Below are 18,013 nucleotides of genomic sequence, written 5' to 3'. Positions count from 1 at the left end.
CCGGGTCGGAGAGGGCTCGCGGGGCCGGGCGTCCCGGTGCGGGCACCCCTAGGGTCGTACCACCGGACGACCACCCCAGGGAGACCCCGATGACGGCCCTCGTGCAGCTGAGCCCCCGTTCGAACGCGACGACCCGCCTGGTCTGCTTCCCGCACGCGGGCGGTTCCGCGAGCTACTTCCGGGACTGGTCCGACCACGTGCCGCTCACCACCGAGCTGCTGGGCGTGCAGTACCCGGGCCGGGAGGGCCGGTTCCAGGAGCCGCTCGCCTCCTCGGTGCACGCCCTCGCGGACGAGGCGGCCGCGGCCCTGCTCGCCGAGCCGGCCCGGCCCACGTGCCTGTTCGGGCACAGCATGGGCGGCGCGGTCGCGTACGAGACGATGCGGCGTCTGGAGGCCGCGGGCGCCGGGCACTTCACCCGGCTGTGCGTCTCGGGCCGGCGGATCAGCGGGTTCGACGAGGAGATACCGCAGGAGCCGTTCTCGGACGAGGAGCTGGAGCGCCGGCTGCTGGTGCTGGGCGGTACGCACCCCAGGGTGCTGGCCGATCCCGACCTGCGCGGCCTGTTCTTCCCCATCATCAAGAACGACTTCTTCCTCGTGGACATCTACCGCCCGGACCGGACCGCGCCGCTGCTGCGCGCCGAGGTGATCGCGCTGACCGGTGACGCCGACCCGCGGATCACCGTGGCCCAGGCCGAGGAATGGGCCTCCGTCACCACCGGGCCCGGCAGCACCCACGTGTTCCCCGGCGGCCACTTCTACCTCGCCGACCACATCGACACCCTGGCCCGCCTGGCCACCGCCGGTCTCAGCTCCCCGGACCTGGCCGCCGCGCGGTGACGGCCGGGCGGTGACCGCCTGCACACCCCCAGCGGCGGGCCGCCAACATCGGCTAACCTGTCCTCGACCCGCCTTCGTAGCTCAGGGGATAGAGCACGGCTCTCCTAAAGCCGGTGTCGCAGGTTCGAATCCTGCCGGGGGCACAGCGGAACAGCAGAACGCTCCCCGTCCGACCGGACGGGGAGCGTTCTGCGTCTGTGCGGTCCGCGTTGGTGCGGTCCGCGTTGGTGCGGTCCGCGTTCCTCAGGTCGTCACGAGGTCGGCGTAGAGGATCACGTTGTGGGCGCGGTGGCCGTCCTTCAGGGGGCCGCCGCAGGTGAGCACGCGGAGTTCGGGGCGGCTGGTCTCGCCGTAGACCTTGCGGGTGGGGAACTCCTCCTTCGGCACGTCCTCGATCTCGCGGATCCGGAACGCGGCCGTGGTGCCGTCCGCGCGCGGGACCTCGATCCGGTCCCCCAGCCTGATCTTCTTGACGTCCTTCATCAGGGCCGGGCCGTGCCGGGTGTCGTAGTGCGCGACGAGGACGGCCGCGCCCTTCTCCCCCGGGGTCACCCCGCCGGTCCACCAGCCCGGGGTCTCGGCCTCGGTGTCGGCGTCCGGCACGCCCAGCTCGCCGCTCGCGTCGGTGGTCAGGTCCAGCATCTTCCGCGCGTCCACGCCCGCGGAGGGGATCTTCAGCCCGGTCGGCCGGGACTCCGGCAGCGCCTTCGCGACCTGCTTCGCCGGGGCGGCGGCCGTGCTGCCGACCTTCGGGTCGGGGGCCGGGCCGGTGCCGGTGCCGCATGCGGCCGCGCCCGCGGTGACGGAGACGGCCAGGGCGGCCGCGGCGGTGGCCCGTACGAGACGGGGGCGGCGGGCGAGGCGCGTGGACACGCGGTTGCGGGCGCAGGTGGTCATCGGGGCTCCGGACGGGAGGGGGCGGCGGACGATGACTTCGACGCTACGGGGGGCGCGTGTGCGGGGTCCGTCGGACATGTAACGGTTGTCCGGATGGGGGGCGGCAAAGCGGTAACCGCCTGCGGCGGGGTGGGGCGGGGCGCGTGCGGAAGCCCTCCCGGCGGGCGGCCGGGAGGGCTTCGGACTCCGTCGTCAGCTGAGACCCTTGCTCCGCTCACCGATGCGGTCGCCCTGCGGGCTGCCGGCGCGCTTCAGGGCCGCCTTCGTGTGCAGGCCCCCCTTCACCTTGCTGCGCAGGGGGTTGTCGAAGCCGTGCGCCTTGGCCCAGGGGGGTTCGGTGGGGCGCCTCTCCTCACCCTCGGTGGTGCGGAGGCCTTTCTTCTGCTCTTTGCCCATCCCGTGGTCACTCCTTCGGGGAACAGCGGTCACCAAAGTCGTCTCATCGGACTATTCGGAGCATATGCCGCACGGCTGCACTCGGCATGCCGACCGGTCCCGGGGGCTCCGCCCCGGACCCCGGGGCTACGGGCGGGGCGGGATCAAGGCGGCGGGGCAGGCCGTGCCGCGGGGGAGTTGGTACGGCGCCGCGAGGCGGTATTCACCGGGGGCGGGGGCCAGCAGCGTGGTCCACTCGTCGCCGTTCGCGTCCGCCTCCGCACGGAACAGGCAGCCCGCCACATTCGTGTCGTCCGTCGGGGCCGCCACGCGCCTGCCCTCGCCGTCCACCAGCCCCAGCCACGGCGAGTACGGCACGCGGATCCGCACCGCCCCCGCCTCCCGCACGTCCACGACCAGCTCGCCGGCCCCGGCCCGCCGCACCGTCGCCGGCGGGTCCGCGAGCGGGGTCGGGTCGCTGACCCGGAACAGCTGCCAGTTCCGGTCGCCCCAGACCCGCTTCAGGTACGGGACCCCGCCCCGGATCAGCTCGGCCTCGCGCAGCCCGCCCGAGTCCGGGTCGTCCGCGGGCAGCACCACGTAGTGCACCGCCCAGCGGTCGAGCCACTCGCGGTAGTTCCCCGCGTCGAGGGTGTCGTCGTAGAAGAGGGGGTTGCGCTCCAGGTCGGCCTGGCGGTTCCAGCCGCGGGCGAGGTTGACGTACGGGGACAGGGCCGAGGACTCGCGGTGGCTGCTCGCCGGCACCACCTCCACCCGCCCGCGGTCCGCGCCGACCTGCTGGAGCCGGTCCACCAGCGGCGCGAGCTCGCGCGCCCAGGCGGCGACCGGGGTGGTGCGCACCACGTCCTTGACGCTGTTGACGGTGATCCAGGTGTTCAGCCCGGCGAAGGCGAGGAGCACCGCGTACCACTTGCGCGAGCGGGGCTCCGCGTACGGCAGGGCCGCCAGCAGCACGACCCCTGCGAAGAGCATCGCGAGCCGGGTGACGTTCGAGCCGACCTGCGAGTCGACCAGCCAGGTCAGGAACACCCCCGCCGCGTACACCGCCGAGGCCAGCCGCACGGTCTTCCACTTCGGCGGCACCAGCACCAGGACCAGCACGCCGAACAGGAACGGCAGCGAGGCCGACCCGACCGACATCGGCTGGGTGCCGGAGAAGGGGAACAGCCAGGCCGACAGCCCGACCACCAGCGCGGGGGGCAGCCCGAGGCAGTACGCGCCCGGCCGCCGCCCGCTCAGGAACAGTGCGGCCGCGATCACGCCGAGGAACAGGCCCGCGACGGGCGAGGCGGCCGTGGCCAGCCCGGCCAGCGGGACCGCCACCGCCGCCTTGCCCCAGCGGTTCCGGGCCCACTTCCGGGGCCAGCAGAAGACCGCCGCCACCGCGCCCAGGGCGAGCATCAGGCCGAGCCCGAAGGTCACCCGCCCGGAGAGCGCGTTGCAGAAGAGGGCGAAGACGGCGGCGAGCGCGGGCGGCACCGGGTTGCGCACCGCGCCCCGGCAGCGGAAGAGGATCAGGGTGACCAGACCGGCCGAGACCGTGCCCGCGATCATCATCGTGGTCCGGACCCCGAGCACGGACATCAGGTACGGGGAGACCACGCTGTAGGAGACGGGGTGCATGCCGCCGTACCAGGCGAGGTTGTACGCGGAGTCCGGGTGCCGGCCGACGAACTCGGCCCAGGCGTCCTGGGCCGCCAGGTCCCCGCCGCTGTTGGCGAAGAGGAAGAACCACACCACGTGCAGGGCGGCGGCCAGCGCGGTCACGGCCGTGACGACGGAGGCCACGGGGTGGCGGAGGCGGAAACGGGCGAGCGCGGAGCGGGGTTCCGCGGCGGGTGCGGATGCGGCCCCGGGTGCAGTGCCGGCTCCGGCTCCCGTTCCGGCTCCGGGTGTGGCTCCGGGTGTGGCTCCGGGTGTGGCTCCGGCTCCGGGTGTGGCTCCGGGTTCCGGCGCGGCTGCGCCCCCGGCTGCGGGCATGCGTATGTCCGGGTCCGGGCCCGGGCCCGTGGCCCGGTCCTGCGATTCCGGTTCAGCGGTCGTCACTCGTCACACCCCACACATCGTCCCGCCTCGCCCGCCCCGTCCCCCGGGTGCAGGACGAGCGTCGGCGCCCCGGGGTTCCCGGGGCGCCGGCGTACGTCACCTCTGTCGGCCGCGGTCTCAGCCGAGCCGGGTCAGCTTGCTGCCGAAGCCGGGCTCGGCCAGGTCGGTCCGGAGTGCCACCGGCACCTTGACCTGGCTGGCGCCGGAGCCGACCGTCAGCGTGCCGACCTCGGTGCCGGCCTTGGCCTCGTGCGGGATCCCGCCGCCGTTCCCGGCGGCGGCCAGCTTCACGTCCACCTTCAGCGAGGCCCAGCCGACCGCGTCCACGTCGGCGGTGGCCACGACCGGGGTCCGGCCGCCGAGGCCGTCGTCCACGTATCCGACGACGTCGCCCTTCTTGATCACCTTCGCACCGGTGAGCGCGTCCTGCGTCTCCAGCATCATCTTCTTGCTGGCCGCGATGGCGGTGTCCAGGATCGGCACGTCGTGCTGGCCGAGGACGGCGCCGACGATGAACTGGTCCGTCTTGCCGACGATCTTGTGCGCGGCGAAGAGCAGGTTGCCGCCGGCGGCCGTGGTGCTGCCGGTCTTGATGCCGAGCGAGTTGTTGAACGGGACCAGGGAGTTCCAGTTCCGCCACTTCTTGCCGTACTGGTCCTCCCACTCCGGCAGCTTCGTGATGTCGCGCAGCACCGGGATCTCGATGAGCTTGAGACCCAGCTTGACCTGGTCCTCGGCGGTGCTGACGGTGGTCGCGTCCAGGCCGGAGGGGTCCGTGTACGTGGTGTTGGCCATGCCGAGTTCGCGGGCGGTGTCGTTCATCTTCTTGACGAACGCCTCCTGCGAGCCGGAGTCCCAGCGGGCCAGCAGGCGCGCGATGTTGTTCGCCGAGGGGATCATCAGCGCGGCGATCGCGTCGTACTCGCTGATCTTGTCCCCGGCGCGCGCCGTGTTCATCGTGGACTCGTTGTCCGTCTTGTCCTTCCGGCCCTCGCGCTCGGCGGTCTCGTCGATGGGGATCATCGCGCCCTTCTGGCCCCGCTTGAAGGGGTGGTCGCGCAGGATGATGTACGCCGTCATCGACTTGGTGACGGAGGCGATCGGGATCGGCTTCTGCTCGCCGGAGGAGGCGATCGTGCCGAGGCCGGAGGCCGCCATCCAGGACTGGCCCTTGGGGGGCGTGGTCAGGTTCGGCTTGGCGCCGTCGAAGGTGAACGAGTCGGCCGCGGTCATCGTCAGCTTCGGGTCGGGCAGCGGGCGGACCAGCTGGACGACGGCGAACACGATGAGGAGCAGGACCGCCAGCGGGGTCCAGATCTTGAGCCGCCGGACCGCGGTGCGCAGGGCGCTGGGCGGCGGGGGCGGGTTGTTCGTCAGGTCCGCGAGCATGTCGAGCGGCGGCCGCGGCGGAAGCGGCTGCTGCTTGGTGCGCTCGGGCTCGTCGAAGGCGGCGAGCGAGGCCGGCGAGGGGCCGGTGGGGGGCTGGGGGGCGCCCGTACCGGTCGGGCCGGACGGTGCGCCGCCGGGCTTGCCGGGGGCGGCCGGCCCCGCGGGGGTCTTGGTGCCCGGGGCCGCGGCGGCAGCGGCGGCGCCCGCGGACGTGCCCGGCGCCTGGTACGGGGTGACCGGCTTCGGCGCGGCCGGGGTGCGGGGGCCGTCGTCCGTGCGCAGCGGGACGAAGGTGCTCGACCGCTCGCCGCCATCCTGGCCCGACTCCCCTGCGGGGGCCGGCTTGGGCACGGCGGGCGCGCGGAAGACGGCCGTCGGCTGGTCCACGTCCGGGGCGGCCGGCTTCGGCTTCGGGGTCACCGCCTTGAGGACGGTGGTCTCGTCCGACTTCGGCGCGGGCTTGGGGGCGACCGCCTTCAGCACGGTGGTCTGGTCGGAGGGCGGCTCCTCGGCGGCGGGCTTCACGGCCCGGAACACGGTCGTGTCCCCGCCCGGAGCCGCCGGGCGCCGCTCGGCGGAATCGGCGGTGGCGGCCCAGGCGGCGACGGAAGCCCGCGGGTCGTCGGCGGCCCGCGGCCCGCCGACCTTTGCATCCGCATCGTTGCGGTCGGCCCCCGGAGCGGCCTTGCCCGCAGGACGTCGTACGGCGAACCAGTCGGCCGAGTCCTCCGCCGGAGCGGCGTCACCGCCAGGCTTGCGCCCGGCCCCGCCGGACGGGTCGCCGGCCCCCTTGCCCCCTCCCGCAGAGCCGGGCCGTCCGCCGTCCCCGGCGGCCGAACCCCCGTCCGCGGCCCCGTCCTTGGCCCCGGCCCCGCCCTTCGGCGCGTCGGCAGCCGCGGCCGACCGGCCGGCGCCGGAACCGTCCCCGGACGCGAGCCCGGCGCGGAAGTCGGCCGTCCGCCCGTCGGCGGGCGAGGCCGGACGGGCCGAGCCGGTGGTGGGCTCGCCACCGGCGGCCGGGCGGGCGTCGGTGGGGGTGGTGCCGGTGCGCGGGGTCGCGGACGCGGGCGGCAGGGCCGCGCGGTCGCCGCGGGCCCCGAACGTTTCCTCCCGCGGCGCGGGGTCGGACGCGGTGCCGGCCCGGCCCGCGCGCTTGTCCTCGGCCGGGGTCTCCCCGGCCGCAGGGCCGGGCTCGGCGGGCTGGTCGGCGGTGTCTGCGGACCGGCCCGCAGGGGACGGAGCAAGGGACGGCGTCCCGGACTCGCGCTCCGCACGCCCGGCCTTCCCCGAGGACACCGCGTCCCCGGCACGCTCGCCTGCGGATCCGGCGGACGAGGACGGCGCGGGGAGGGCCGCGGGACGGTCCGTCGCGCGCACGGGCTCCGAGGTCTCGCCACCACGGCCGCCGACACCGGCGTCGCGGGCGTCGCCACCGCTGCCCTTGCGCGCGTCGCGCGCGTCGTCGCTGCCGTCGCGCTCGGCGCGGGCGTCGCGCTCGGCGCGGGCGTCGCGCTCGGCGCGGTCGGTGTCGGTACCGGTGCGGGTGCCGCGCTCGGCACGAGCGTCGTCGGCGTCGGCGTCGGCACGGGCACCGCCGTCGCGGGGGGCGCGGCCGTCGGCGCGGTCCGTGTCGGCGTCGGCGCGGCCGTCGGCACGCGCGCCACCGCCGGTGCGGTCGGTGTCGCCGTCGGCACGGCCGTCAGTGCGGGTGGCGGCGCCGGCGTCCGCGTCGGCCTCGGGGCGGGGCGAGGGCCGGCGCGGGGTGAGGGTGCCGAGGACGGCGGTGGCGTCGGAAGGCGGGGTCACACCGGGCTCGGTGTTCGCTTCTGCCACGGGTGCCGGGGCTGCGGGGTCGGAGTGGCGGGTGTCGGGGCGGGGGGCGGGGGTACCGGACGCGGCGTCAGCCGGGGCGGCCGTCGCGGCGGCGCGGTCCGCGCCCGGTTCCGGCGCCGCGGACGGTTCCGGCCTCGCGGACGGTTCCGGCGTCGTGCCCCGTTCCGGCGCCGCGGACGGTTCCGGCGTCGTGCCCCGTTCCGGCGCCGCGGACGGTTCCGGTCGGCGGAACACCGAAAGGCGGGGGTCGCGCTCCTCCGCGGAGTCCGCCGCCCCCGACGAACCTTGCTGTACCGACTTGTCGGGGGACTCGCCCGCCACCAGTTCCTCCTCGATCGCTGTAGCTGTCCAGCTGTCCGAACCGTCTAACAGTGTCCCGTCTCGGGGGCATCGCCCTCGTGCTAGACGAGAACGACATAGTTGCCGGTTCCCCCACAAAGCGGCCAGGCACTCTCGACAGATGAATGTGAGAGGGGTCACCCTGTCACTCATCCACGCGGGGAGGCATGGATGGGCAGGAGCCGCAGAACAATTCCGGAGGAGCTTCTGCTGCTCGCTTTGGACCCGGCCACGGGTACCACGGCGCAGCCGCAGTCGCTCGACCTCGGCCTTGCCGGGGCCCAGCTAGTGGAGCTGGCTCTGGCTGGACGGATAGCCCCTGACGGGGATCGTATCGCCGTGGTGATGCCACGGCCGACAGGAGATCCGACCTTGGACTCCGCACTGGAACTGCTGCGCAGGCGCGGCAGCCCGGTACGGGCCGTCCACTGGATCGGCGGACCCCGGCTGGGGCTCCGCCAGACGTACCTCTCGCATCTGGAGCGGTGCGGCATGGTGCATGCCGTGGCGGGACAGATGTGCGGAGTGCTGCCGACGACTCGCTACCAGGCGACCGACACGGCGATCAGCCGGGAGATCCGTGCCCGGCTCGACAGTGCGATCCGCACCGGCGTACCGCCGGACCCGCGGACCGCGGCGCTCGCTGCGCTGGCCCACGCGGTCGGGCTCGGCAAGCACCTGTACCCGGGCAACGAAGGCCGGTCGTCCCGCTCCAGGCTGCGGGACCTCATCCGGCACGACCCCATGGGCGGCCTCGTGGCGCATGCCGTGATGGACGTCCAGAACGGTGTCGCCGCCCAGCCGCGGCGCGCGCCGGGGGCGGCACCGAACCGCCAGCCCGTCGGGGCCGGCGTCTCGGCTGCGGGTGCCCGTACCGCGGCGGGCGGAGTTCCGCTCCAGCCGCGCCGCGGCGCGATGGCCCGCGCCGCCGCTCACTGACACCCGTCCGCACCCGGGAGTCACGGCACGAACCGTCACGGCATCAACCGTCACGGCACGAACCGTCACGACACGATCGGCCACGGCAAGAGAAGGCGCACGATCCGTGCGGCTGAACGACCTGCACCGCCCCGGACGAACGCACATGCAGCACCCAGCACCGCCACGACCCGTTCGGGAGCCGCCGGCGCGCGGGGGGACGGGACCGGAGACGACCGGTCCTGTCGCCCCGCGCGTCCGTCGTTTCCGGTCGCTTTCCTGTCACTTTCCCAGCGCCGCCCGGGTGTTCGGTGGCAATCTGCACATCAGCAGATACGCAGAGATACGTCAGCGGGCAGTCAGCCAGGCGCTCGCGGCCGGAAAGCGGAGGTAACGTTCCCGTGGCGTCCAATGTCAATCCCACCGTCCGACGCCGCCGACTGGGTATGGAGCTCCGCAAGCTCCGCGAGGACAAGGGCATGACCGCCGAGCAGGTCGCCGAGCGGCTCCTGGTCTCGCAGTCGAAGATCAGCCGGCTGGAGAACGGCCGCCGTTCGATCAGCCAGCGCGACGTCCGCGACCTGTGCGACGTCTACGAGGTGGAGGACCGCCGCTTGGTCGACTCGCTGATGCAGATGGCCAAGGACTCCCGCCAGCAGGGCTGGTGGCACGCCTTCGGCGACATCCCGTACAGCGTCTACATCGGGTTGGAGACGGACGCGGCCTCGCTGCGCGTCTACGAGCCGCAGATCATCCCCGGTCTGCTCCAGACGCCCGAGTACGCCGCCGCCATCGTGCGCGGTGCGCTTCCGGAGACCGCGCAGGCGGACATCGAGAAACGGGTCCAGGTGCGCATGCGCCGCCAGGACCGGATCTCGGAGGAGGAGGCGAGCCCGGAGCGCGGGCCGCTGCGGCTGTGGGCGGTGATCGACGAGGCCGCACTCCGCCGCCGGGTCGGCGACGAAACGGTCATGATCCGTCAACTGGAGCACCTGATGGCGCAGTCGGACCTGCCGCACGTCACCGTGCAGGTGATGCCGTTCAGCATGGGTGCGCACCCGGGCGTGAACGGTCAGTACGCGATTCTGGAATTTCCGGATGCTTCGGATTCGACCGTTGTCTACATCGAAGGCGTCACAAGCGACTTGTACCTGGAGAAAGCGAACGACGTCCAGAAGTACAGCGTCATGTACGAGCACCTGCGCGCCCAGGCCCTGAATGTGGAACAGACCCGGGAGTTCATCGCGGACATCATCGGCGATCACGCCGCCAAGCGCCCTTAACGCCGAAACGCGCCACGTAAAGCAGAAGCGGCGGAAAGGGCGGAAAGCCGGACAGGTGGCCAGATACCTGCAGGTCACAGGCGGGTGGCCGAGGAAAGCCGGTACGGTACACCGCCAACGCCCGGCCATGGAAGACCCTGCTGGAATATGCCATCCAGTCGAGTGAATGGCCCGTTCGCAGCCGGAGGACGGCGAGTAGCGTCGATCACGCCAATCAGCAAAAGGTTGGCGCCACATCAAGTCGAACTCGCCAGACCGGGAGCGAACAATGGCCATTCACCAGGGTGCCACGATGAACTGGACGAAGTCCTCGTATTCCGCCGGAAACGGCGCGTGCGTCGAGGTCAAGTCCCCCGTCGTGTCCGAGATCGCCGTGCAGGACTCGAAGGTGCAGGGCGGACCGTCCCTCACCTTCGCCCCCGGCTCGTGGACCTCCTTCGTCGACGGCGTGACCCGCGGTCCGCTGGGATGCCTCGCCTGAGCGCAGGGGAGATCACGCCATCGGAATCCGACGCACCACTGACATGAGCCCTCTCGACCGGTCCGCCGTCCTGGCCGAGGGGGCTCGGCCGTGTCCGCGGCCGGCGCCGGCCGCCGACCCGGCACCGGCCGCCGCCGCCCCGGCTCAGCGCAGCCGGTCCACGTACCGGTCGGTGCCGGGCACGGTGGGGATGAACGGCGCGACCAGCTCGACCCGCCCCAAGCCGGAGTCCGCGACCTCGGTGTCCAGGTCCCGGAACCGGTCCCAGCACTCGCGCGGATCGGCCTCCAGGAACCACAGGAGCGTCAGCCGGGTGCCGACCCCCTCCACCTGCTTGACGTAGGTCATGCGGTCCCCGGGGAGCGGGGTGGGCCGGAAGGCGAGCACCATGGCCGCCGGGCCGCCCGCCAGCCGGGCCGGCAGCGCCCGCGAGCGCAGCCACTCCAGCAGCTCGGGCCGCTGCTCCGGGCCCTCCGCGTCGACGACCTCGAGGACCAGCCCCCGGTAGGGGTGGTCCAGGGCGTGGAAGTCGCGGGGACCGGCCGCCCCGTCGCGGTAGACGCTCGCCTCGTGGTCCTGGAAGGCCGTGAAGACGTGGGTGCGGTCGCGGTAGACCCGCCCGTCGCGGTTGAGCCGCTTGTTGATGCCGACGGTCCACTTCATGTGCTCGTCGTAGCGGCCCTCGGTCACCCAGTAGGTGGAGAGGTAGCAGCCGGTGGTGACCGGCGCGGCCACCGCCGACTTCTCGGGGTAGCGCAGCTCCTGGAGTTCGCGGGTGGCCACCCAGCGCCGTCCGGCGTACATCCAGGGCATGGCCATGGCCCCGGCGTAGTAGTGGTCGTCCTCGTACCAGCGGTTGTACGCGTACTCGTGCCCCGGGTGCGGCTCGACCATGGTGATCAGGGCGTGCCCGGGGTGCACCCCGTAGGGGCCCACGGCGGCAAGCTCCGCGTACGCGTCCACCCGGCGGTCCGGCTGTCCCTCGGCGTTCGCTTCTGTCGTCATGGAGAACGGTGTAGCTGATGTGCCGTCAGATGGGGAGGGGTCCGGACGGGTCCGGGGGCGGATCCGGGGCGGGTCGGGGACCGGGTCCGGGAAGTCCCCGAACGGGCTTTGCCGGAGGCGGCATTGAGCGGCGGTCCACGGAGCGGACAGATAGGTGCCGGATGCACCTAGTCGCGGCTAGGGTGTCCGGCACCCGCACGTACGCCCCACGCCCACCGCCCCGGGAGTACCCATGTCTGCCGCCGACCGGCCCGCCGTCCCCCCGCAGAGCGCGCCTTCCGCCCCGCCGCCCGCCTTCGCCGCCCGCGCGTCCTCGGTCGGCGGCTCGCCCGTACGGGAGATCCTCGCGCTCACCGAGCGGCCGGGGGTGATCTCGTTCGCGGGCGGGCTGCCGGCGCCCGAGCTCTTCGACACGGCCGGGCTGCGGGCCGCGTACGAGGCCGCCTTCGCGGACGCCGGGCCCCGCGCCCTCCAGTACTCGACCACCGAGGGCGCCCCGGAGCTGCGCGAGACCGTGGCCGCGCGCGCCACCGCCCGCGGGCTGCCCACCAGCGCCGAGGACGTGCTCGTCACCACCGGCTCGCAGCAGGCCCTGACCCTGATCACGGCCACCCTGGTCGAGCCCGGTGACGTGGTCCTGGTGGAGAACCCCACCTATCTGGCCGCCCTCCAGTGCTTCGGCCTGGCCGGCGCCCGCGTCGTGGCCGTGCCCTGCGACGAGGACGGGATCCTGCCCGAGGCCCTGGAGGAGCTGGTGCGGCGCGAGCGCCCCAAGCTGCTCTACACGATCCCCACCTTCCAGAACCCGACCGGCCGCACCCTCCCGGCCGCCCGCCGCTCCGCCGTCGCCGAGATCGCGGGCCGGCTGGGCCTGTGGCTGGTCGAGGACGACCCGTACGGGGAACTCCGCTACGAGGGCGGGGAGGTGCCCTGGCTGGCCGCGCACCCGGCGGCGGCCGACCGGACCGCCCTCCTCGGCAGCTTCTCCAAGATCATGGCCCCCGGGCTGCGGCTGGGCTGGCTGCGCGCCCCGGCGGGCCTGCGGCGGGCGGCGGCGGTCGCCAAGCAGGCGGCCGATCTGCACACCTCGACGGTGGACCAGATAGCCGCGGCCCGCTACCTCGCCGCCAACGACCTGGACGCGCACGTGGCCGTCATCCGTACGGCCTACCGGGCCCGCCGGGACGCCCTGCTCGCCGGACTGGGCGCCGCGCTGCCCGCCGGATCCGCATGGAACCGGCCGGAAGGCGGGATGTTCGTGTGGGCCCGGCTGCCCGCGGGACACGACGCAACCGCCCTGCTGAAGCAGGCCGTGGCGCACGACGTGGCCTTCGTCCCCGGCGCCCCGTTCCACACGGGAGAACCCGATCACCGCACCCTGCGGCTGTCCTTCACCACCCACACCCCGGAGGAGATCACGGAGGGCCTGCGGCGGCTGTCGCGGGCTCTGTCGGCGGTCTGAATGCAGTCCGGATCCGGCCTTTCTCCCTGTGAACACCCGCCGGGCCGATGAGTTCCGGGCCCCCCGTTCGTCTACCTGTCGAGGCACCACCGCCCCGCCGCCGCCGGTGCACCCGGCAGCGGCGGGGACGCAGTGATCAAGGACGGGAACGGCACCGGCGCACAGCGGGAAGGCGAGGAGCAGGGCGATGACGACGACGAGGACGGGGTACGCAGAGCTCCCCGAGACCGGGCTGTCCCTCTACTACGAGGAGCACGGCTCGGGCGCCCCGCTGGTCCTGCTGCACGGCGGGCTGGGCTCGGGGGCGATGTACGAGGCGCTGCTCCCGGCCCTGACCGCGCACCGGCGGGTGATCCTCGTGGACCTGATGGGCCACGGCCGGACGGCGGACGTGCCCGGCCGCCCGCTGCGGCCCGAGCTGCTGGCGGACGACATCGCCGCCCTGCTGCGCCACCTGGACGTGGGCCCGGCGGACCTGCTCGGCTACTCGCTCGGCGCGTGGGTGGCCCTGCGGACGGCGATACAGCACCCGGACCTGGTCCGGCGGCTGGTCCTCGTCTCCACGACCTTCCGCCGGGACGGCTGGCACGCCGAGGCGCTGGCCGGGATGGCGGGCCTGTCGCCGGAGGCGGCCGAGGGCATGCGCGGCACGCCGGTCCACGAACCGTACGAGCGGCTCGCGCCGCGCCCGGAGGACTGGCCGGTGCTGGTCGGCAAGACGGGCGAGCTGCTGCGGCGGGAGTTCGACTGGTCGGCGGAGATCCCCTCGGTGACCTCCCCCACCCTGCTGGTCTTCGGCGACGCGGACGCCGTACGGCCGGAGCACGCGGTCGAGTTCTTCGCCCTGCTGGGCGGCGGCCTGCGCGACCCGGGCCCGGTCCCGGTCCCCGCCCCGGACGGCCCCCGCAGCCGCCTGGCCGTCCTCCCGGGCGCCACCCACTACGACATCCTCACCTCGCCGTCCCTGCCCCCGGCGGTGATCCCGTTCCTGTACTTCTGAGGGGGCGGGGGCCGGGGGTCAGGCGGCCGAGGGGTGGCCGCCATCCGGACGGCGCTCGTCGTGCGGGGTGAAGACGAAGGCCGAGCTGTCACCGTGCAGGTCGATCGTGAGCGAGGCTTCCAGGGCCTTGGCCAGGCGGGTGAGGACGGGGAGGGTCGGAGTGGAGTCCCCGCCCTCGATCTGCGAGATCTGCGGCTGCGTCATGCCCGCCCGGCGGGCGAGCTCGGACTGTGACAGGCCGAGACCGGTGCGGCGGTCGTACACGGCCTGCCCCAGGGCGAAGGCGTGCCCGGCCTCCACGTAGGCAGGCGACTCCGCCACCGGCTCACCCAGCAGCTTCCTGGCCCGGCGGGTCTTCCACTGGGAGTGGTTCACGGCCCCTCCTGTTCGCTCCGGTCGTAACTGTGCTCGGCGGGCCCGTGGCGTTGCTCGCAGGCCTGCTGGGCGCGGTGCGCACGCTCGACTTCCGCCTGCTCGTGCGCTGCCTGGTCTTCCGGAAGACGGTCAGCAGCACGATCCTGCGCCCCGGTGCCAGCCAGTAGGCCACCCGGACGGAGTCTCCCTCCAGGACGAAGCGCAGCTCACGGACCTTGCCGCCGAGGTGCCGGCTGTACGGCTCACCCAGCGTGGTCGGACGGGCCGCCAGCATGTCGGCAGCTCGCTCGACCTTGTCGTAGTGCCGGTCCGCAAGCCGTTCCAGCCACTCCCGGACCTCGGGCTCGATCTCGATCGACCAAGGCCGACCCTCATCAGAAGTATACGGAAATCCATATGGCCCGGCCGGGACGTTCATGCGGCCACTCCCACGGGGCACGGGGCGCACTCCGGGCACGGGCCGCGGGTCGGGGCGCGGTGGGCGCGGTCGCAGGTGTCGCAGTTCTGGAGGGGGTGGAGCGCCTGGTCCGGCGGGAGGGGGCCGGGCGGCGGGAGCCGGTGGACGGGGATTTCCGGCGGGAGGAGGGCCTACAGGCGGTGGGCGAGGAAGGCGGCCGGGTACCAGACCTCCTCCGGCACGTCGTTGCTCAGGACGCGCAGCACCGCTTCCGGCTGCGCCCCGCGGACCAGCCACTCTTCCATCAGCGGGGCGAGGCGGCGGACGTCCCGCTCGGCGAGGAGCAGGCGGGGGTTGCGCTGGCGGAGGGCGGCGAGGAGGCGGCGCGCCTCCCGGCGGAGCCAGCCAGCGGGCTCGGCAGCCTCGGCGGGCGGGGCGGCCGCGGGCGGCGGCACGGGCGGGGCGGGAGGGTCGGCCGGGTCCTCCGGCGGGGGCGGTGGTCCCGGGTCCTCCGGCGGGGGCGGGTCGTACGGGCCGGGGTCCGGGTCCTCCGGGGGGTCGGTCGGTGGCGGGGGCCGGTGCGGGGTACCCGGCTGGTTGAACGAGTACGTACGGGTGACCACGCGGCCGGTGGGGAGGCGTTCGCGGGTGCGGGCGAGGTAGCCGTGCGCTTCGAGGTCGCGCAGGGCGCGGGCGATGCGGTGCTCGCCCTCCGGGAAGCGGGTGGTCAGCTCCCTGATCCCGACAGGGGTGCCGGTCGGCAGCGACTGGATGTACAGCGCCAGGCCGCGGGCGGTGAGGGACAGTTCGCGGTGCTGGGCGAGGTGGTTGCCGACCACAGTGAAGTGACTGTCGTGGCGCCGGTTGACGTGGATGACACCGGATCGGGGGGTCGGGGGCGGAACATCGGCCGTTGTGCGCGCGTGCGCGCTAGGCTGCTCAAAAGCCATCGGGAAGGGTTTGCTTCCTAGTTGGTCAGGTCCTCGGTCGGGATGTCAGCCCGGCCGGGGGCCGTTTCTTTTTCTGCTGTTGTCGCGGCGAGCATATGCCCGAGAGCTGCCCCGAATTCCATTCCGCCCAAGAGAGTTCACCCATGTGAGCGACTGTCCGGCAGCGGGAGGAAGGAGGGGTTTGGTGGGGGTTCTTTCCCCCGTTTCTTTGGTCTTTGGATGTCGGGGGCTCTCGGGCTGTGGCTCACCGCCTCGTGGCCTTCTGCGACCCGGTCAAGGGGAGTTCTGCCCAGACCGTTTTGCGCGGGGGCGGGCCCGGGGTGACCCCCCAGCGGGCGGCGAGGGCGGCGACGACGTTCAGGCCGCGGCCGGAGGTGGCGTCCGGTGCGCGGAGCACGGGCAGGTGCGAGCCGCGGGTGTCGGAGACCTCGATGCGGAGCGAGCAGCCGTCTTCGGTGACGGACATGCCGAGGTGGAAGTCCCGTCCGGGGACCCGCCCGTGCGTGATCGCGTTCGCCGTCAGCTCGGCGATGACCTGCTCCCCCGCGGTCAGCGGCAGCCCCCAGGAGCGGAGTTGCTCCACGGCGAGCAGCCGGGCCAGGTGCGCGCCGCGCGGGGTGGCGGACAGCTGGAGGGCGAACTGACGTACGGGCGCGTGGGTTTGGCTGAGTTGTTCATTCACGTGACCGAGCGTGGCCGCCCGTCCCTACGCTGAACAGCGACCACGACGGTGCGTACGGAGACTGTCCGGAGCTTGTCCACTGCTGTCCGGGCTGTCCGGAGCGCGTGTTGGGTACCCGGCGGGGTGGAGGTGGGCTGATGAGCGTGGACCCCAACAGGAACGACGACAGCGCGGAAGAGCCGGGCTGGGAGGTGGACCCGGAGGACGAACAGGGCGCGGCGGTGGTCGCGGCCGTGGGCCGCCAGCTGAAGGTCTGGCGCGAGGGCGCGGGGCTCCGCGCCGCGGAGTTCGCGAGGGCCATCGGCTACGGGGAGGACCTGGTCTACAAGGTGGAGTCGGGAAAGCGGATTCCGCGGCCCGAGTACCTGGACAAGGTGGACGAGGTCCTGAACGCGGGCGGGAAGATCCGGGCGATGCGGCCGGATGTCGAGCAAGTGCGGTACCCGAAGCGGGTCCGGGACCTGGCGAAGCTTGAGGCCAAGGCCGTGGAGCTGTCGGCGTACGCCAACCACAACATCCACGGCCTCTTGCAGACCGAGGAGTACGCACGAACCCTGTTCGACATCTGGCGACCCGCTCAGTCCGAGGAGCAGATCGAACGAGGAGTTGCGGGCCGAATGGCACGCCGGTGCATCTACGACCGGAGGCCGACCCCTTCGTTGAGCTTCGTCCTGGAGGAGGTCACGCTCCGACGGCCGCTCGGGGGGACAATGGTCCTTCGCCGACAGCTGGAACGGCTTCTGGAGGTGACCCAGTTGAGGAACGTCACGATTCAGGTGATGCCGACCAACAGAGAGGATCACGCCGGAATGGGCGGCCTGATTCAGGTGCTGAAGTTCGAGGACGGGACGGCAGTCGGCCGCGCGGAGGGCATGTTCCGGGGTCGCCCTGTGTCCAGCCCGAAGCAGCTCCGGAGCCTTGAGCTGTGCTACGGCATGATCCGGGCCCAGGCTCTCTCACCACGGGAGTCGCGGGCCTTCATCGAGCAGGTGCGGAGAGAGACATGATCCACAAGCCCGAGCTGGAGTGGTTCAAGAGCAGCTACAGCGACAGCGGCGACATCAACGACTGCGTCGAGGTCGCATGGCGCAAGAGCAGCTACAGCAGCAGCAGTGACATCAACGACTGCGTCGAGGTGGCCACGACGGCGGCCACCATCCACGTCCGCGACTCCAAGAAGAAGGCCGGTGCCCAGCTGACCTTCGGTCCGGCCGCCTGGGCCGGATTCATCGCGCACACCACCTCTTGACGCTGCGCCCTGTCACCGCCGCCCGGCGGTGACAGGGGCACGTCCGGCCCCGCCGGGCCACGCCGCCCTGCCCGCCGGGTCCGAACCGGCGGGGGCCCATTCCCACCCCGCCGCCGCTTGAGGCGCGGGGGCCGGGGGCAGAGCCCCCACTCCAGCCTCGCCGACGCTTGAGGCGGGGGGGTACGGGGGCAGAGCCCCCCACCCCAGCCCCGCCAAGGCTTGAGGCGCGGGGGCCCCGGGGCAGAGCCCCAATCCAAGCCCCGCCGGCGTTTGAGGCACGGGGGTGCGGGGGCGGAGCCCCCAACCCAAGCCCCGCCGGCCGTTTGAGGCGCGGGGGCCCGGGGGCGGAGCCCCCAACCCAAGCCCCGCCGGCCGTTTGAGGCGCGGGGGCCCGGGGGCGGAGCCCCCACTTCAAGCCTCGCCGGGGTTTTGGGGGGGGGGGGGGGGGGGGGGGGGGGAGAGAAGGGGC

The 18,013-nt window shown here is 73.5% G+C and carries 16 protein-coding genes, 1 tRNA gene and 1 pseudogene; 9 read left to right on the top strand and 9 right to left on the bottom strand.

Annotated elements, in window-relative coordinates:
- Positions 1-89 precede the first annotated feature (89 nt).
- Together ACZ407_RS11900 and ACZ407_RS11895 are read left to right on the top strand one after the other, a co-directional pair.
- Positions 90-842, top strand: coding sequence for a thioesterase II family protein (locus ACZ407_RS11900; RefSeq protein WP_468127702.1), 753 nt, complete (start codon positions 90-92; stop codon positions 840-842).
- A 70-nt stretch (positions 843-912) separates the two neighbouring features.
- Positions 913-985, top strand: a tRNA-Arg gene (locus ACZ407_RS11895).
- 100 nt (positions 986-1,085) lie between these two features.
- On the opposite strand, the gene ACZ407_RS11890 is transcribed toward ACZ407_RS11895, so the two are convergent.
- From ACZ407_RS11890 to ACZ407_RS11875, 4 genes are all read right to left on the bottom strand, one after another.
- Positions 1,086-1,739: a sortase domain-containing protein gene (locus ACZ407_RS11890; protein ID WP_468127700.1), complete on the bottom strand. Its 654-nt coding sequence runs from the start codon at positions 1,737-1,739 to the stop codon at positions 1,086-1,088.
- Between the two features lie 192 nt (positions 1,740-1,931).
- Positions 1,932-2,135 carry a hypothetical protein gene (locus ACZ407_RS11885; protein ID WP_468127698.1) on the bottom strand — a complete coding sequence of 68 codons (204 nt, stop codon included), beginning with the start codon at positions 2,133-2,135 and terminating at the stop codon, positions 1,932-1,934.
- A gap of 126 nt (positions 2,136-2,261) precedes the next feature.
- A complete protein-coding gene (locus ACZ407_RS11880; protein WP_468127696.1) occupies positions 2,262-4,181 on the bottom strand; it encodes an MFS transporter in 1,920 nt (639 codons plus the stop codon).
- A 117-nt stretch (positions 4,182-4,298) separates the two neighbouring features.
- Entirely contained in the window at positions 4,299-7,403 is a 3,105-nt protein-coding gene (locus ACZ407_RS11875) for a hypothetical protein (RefSeq protein ID WP_468127694.1), read from the bottom strand.
- Positions 7,404-7,913: 510 nt separating this feature from the next.
- Here ACZ407_RS11875 and ACZ407_RS11870 point away from each other — a divergent pair.
- The 3 genes from ACZ407_RS11870 to ACZ407_RS11860 all read left to right on the top strand — a co-directional run bounded on the left by ACZ407_RS11870 (position 7,914) and on the right by ACZ407_RS11860 (position 10,424).
- On the top strand, positions 7,914-8,681 hold the full coding sequence (locus ACZ407_RS11870) for a GOLPH3/VPS74 family protein (protein ID WP_468127692.1): 768 nt from the start codon (positions 7,914-7,916) through the stop codon (positions 8,679-8,681).
- A 380-nt stretch (positions 8,682-9,061) separates the two neighbouring features.
- On the top strand, positions 9,062-9,943 hold the full coding sequence (locus ACZ407_RS11865; RefSeq protein ID WP_468127690.1) for a helix-turn-helix domain-containing protein: 882 nt from the start codon (positions 9,062-9,064) through the stop codon (positions 9,941-9,943).
- A gap of 268 nt (positions 9,944-10,211) precedes the next feature.
- Positions 10,212-10,424: a DUF397 domain-containing protein gene (locus ACZ407_RS11860; RefSeq protein ID WP_468127688.1), complete on the top strand. Its 213-nt coding sequence runs from the start codon at positions 10,212-10,214 to the stop codon at positions 10,422-10,424.
- 144 nt (positions 10,425-10,568) lie between these two features.
- Here ACZ407_RS11860 and ACZ407_RS11855 read toward each other — a convergent pair whose 3' ends face one another.
- On the bottom strand, positions 10,569-11,429 hold the full coding sequence (locus ACZ407_RS11855) for a hypothetical protein (protein ID WP_468127686.1): 861 nt from the start codon (positions 11,427-11,429) through the stop codon (positions 10,569-10,571).
- A 232-nt stretch (positions 11,430-11,661) separates the two neighbouring features.
- On the opposite strand from ACZ407_RS11855, the gene ACZ407_RS11850 reads away from it, so the two are divergent.
- On the top strand, positions 11,662-12,891 hold the full coding sequence (locus tag ACZ407_RS11850; protein ID WP_468127684.1) for an aminotransferase-like domain-containing protein: 1,230 nt from the start codon (positions 11,662-11,664) through the stop codon (positions 12,889-12,891).
- A 187-nt stretch (positions 12,892-13,078) separates the two neighbouring features.
- The gene (locus ACZ407_RS11845) at positions 13,079-13,891 is read left to right on the top strand and encodes an alpha/beta fold hydrolase (RefSeq protein ID WP_468127682.1); all 813 of its coding nucleotides are present in this window, start codon (positions 13,079-13,081) and stop codon (positions 13,889-13,891) included.
- 18 nt (positions 13,892-13,909) lie between these two features.
- Here ACZ407_RS11845 and ACZ407_RS11840 read toward each other — a convergent pair whose 3' ends face one another.
- From ACZ407_RS11840 to ACZ407_RS11825, 4 genes and pseudogenes are all read right to left on the bottom strand, one after another.
- Positions 13,910-14,266: a helix-turn-helix domain-containing protein gene (locus ACZ407_RS11840; RefSeq protein ID WP_468127680.1), complete on the bottom strand. Its 357-nt coding sequence runs from the start codon at positions 14,264-14,266 to the stop codon at positions 13,910-13,912.
- A pseudogene (locus tag ACZ407_RS11835) lies at positions 14,263-14,684 on the bottom strand (type II toxin-antitoxin system RelE/ParE family toxin). The gene ACZ407_RS11840 and the pseudogene ACZ407_RS11835 overlap by 4 nt, the downstream one beginning before the upstream one ends.
- 170 nt (positions 14,685-14,854) lie before the next feature.
- Positions 14,855-15,502, bottom strand: coding sequence for a helix-turn-helix domain-containing protein (locus tag ACZ407_RS11830; protein ID WP_468127679.1), 648 nt, complete (start codon positions 15,500-15,502; stop codon positions 14,855-14,857).
- Between the two features lie 355 nt (positions 15,503-15,857).
- Positions 15,858-16,295 (bottom strand): ATP-binding protein, encoded by a 438-nt coding sequence (locus tag ACZ407_RS11825; RefSeq protein WP_468127677.1) that lies wholly within the window; start codon positions 16,293-16,295, stop codon positions 15,858-15,860.
- Between the two features lie 137 nt (positions 16,296-16,432).
- Between ACZ407_RS11825 and ACZ407_RS11820 the strand changes: the two genes are divergently transcribed.
- Positions 16,433-17,302 (top strand): helix-turn-helix domain-containing protein, encoded by an 870-nt coding sequence (locus ACZ407_RS11820; protein WP_468127676.1) that lies wholly within the window; start codon positions 16,433-16,435, stop codon positions 17,300-17,302.
- Entirely contained in the window at positions 17,299-17,544 is a 246-nt protein-coding gene (locus ACZ407_RS11815; protein ID WP_468127675.1) for a DUF397 domain-containing protein, read from the top strand. Before ACZ407_RS11820 ends, ACZ407_RS11815 begins: the two co-directional genes overlap by 4 nt.
- Positions 17,545-18,013 lie beyond the last annotated feature (469 nt).

The sequence above is a fragment of the Streptomyces sp. NPDC030809 genome (genome assembly GCF_055572195.1).
The sequence above is the reverse complement of the archived record's forward strand: the minus strand, read 5'-3'. Positions and strand labels throughout refer to the sequence as shown.

Excerpts from the sequence above, each read along its gene's own strand:
- ACZ407_RS11900 (WP_468127702.1), top strand. The coding sequence starts at position 90 with ATGACGGCCCTCGTGCAGCTGAGCCCCCGTTCGAACGCGACGACCCGC.
- ACZ407_RS11890 (WP_468127700.1), bottom strand. The coding sequence starts at position 1,739 with ATGACCACCTGCGCCCGCAACCGCGTGTCCACGCGCCTCGCCCGCCGC.
- ACZ407_RS11885 (WP_468127698.1), bottom strand. The coding sequence starts at position 2,135 with ATGGGCAAAGAGCAGAAGAAAGGCCTCCGCACCACCGAGGGTGAGGAG.
- ACZ407_RS11870 (WP_468127692.1), top strand. The coding sequence starts at position 7,914 with ATGGGCAGGAGCCGCAGAACAATTCCGGAGGAGCTTCTGCTGCTCGCT.
- ACZ407_RS11860 (WP_468127688.1), top strand. The coding sequence starts at position 10,212 with ATGGCCATTCACCAGGGTGCCACGATGAACTGGACGAAGTCCTCGTAT.
- ACZ407_RS11855 (WP_468127686.1), bottom strand. The coding sequence starts at position 11,429 with ATGACGACAGAAGCGAACGCCGAGGGACAGCCGGACCGCCGGGTGGAC.
- ACZ407_RS11850 (WP_468127684.1), top strand. The coding sequence starts at position 11,662 with ATGTCTGCCGCCGACCGGCCCGCCGTCCCCCCGCAGAGCGCGCCTTCC.
- ACZ407_RS11845 (WP_468127682.1), top strand. The coding sequence starts at position 13,079 with ATGACGACGACGAGGACGGGGTACGCAGAGCTCCCCGAGACCGGGCTG.
- ACZ407_RS11820 (WP_468127676.1), top strand. The coding sequence starts at position 16,433 with ATGAGCGTGGACCCCAACAGGAACGACGACAGCGCGGAAGAGCCGGGC.
- ACZ407_RS11815 (WP_468127675.1), top strand. The coding sequence starts at position 17,299 with ATGATCCACAAGCCCGAGCTGGAGTGGTTCAAGAGCAGCTACAGCGAC.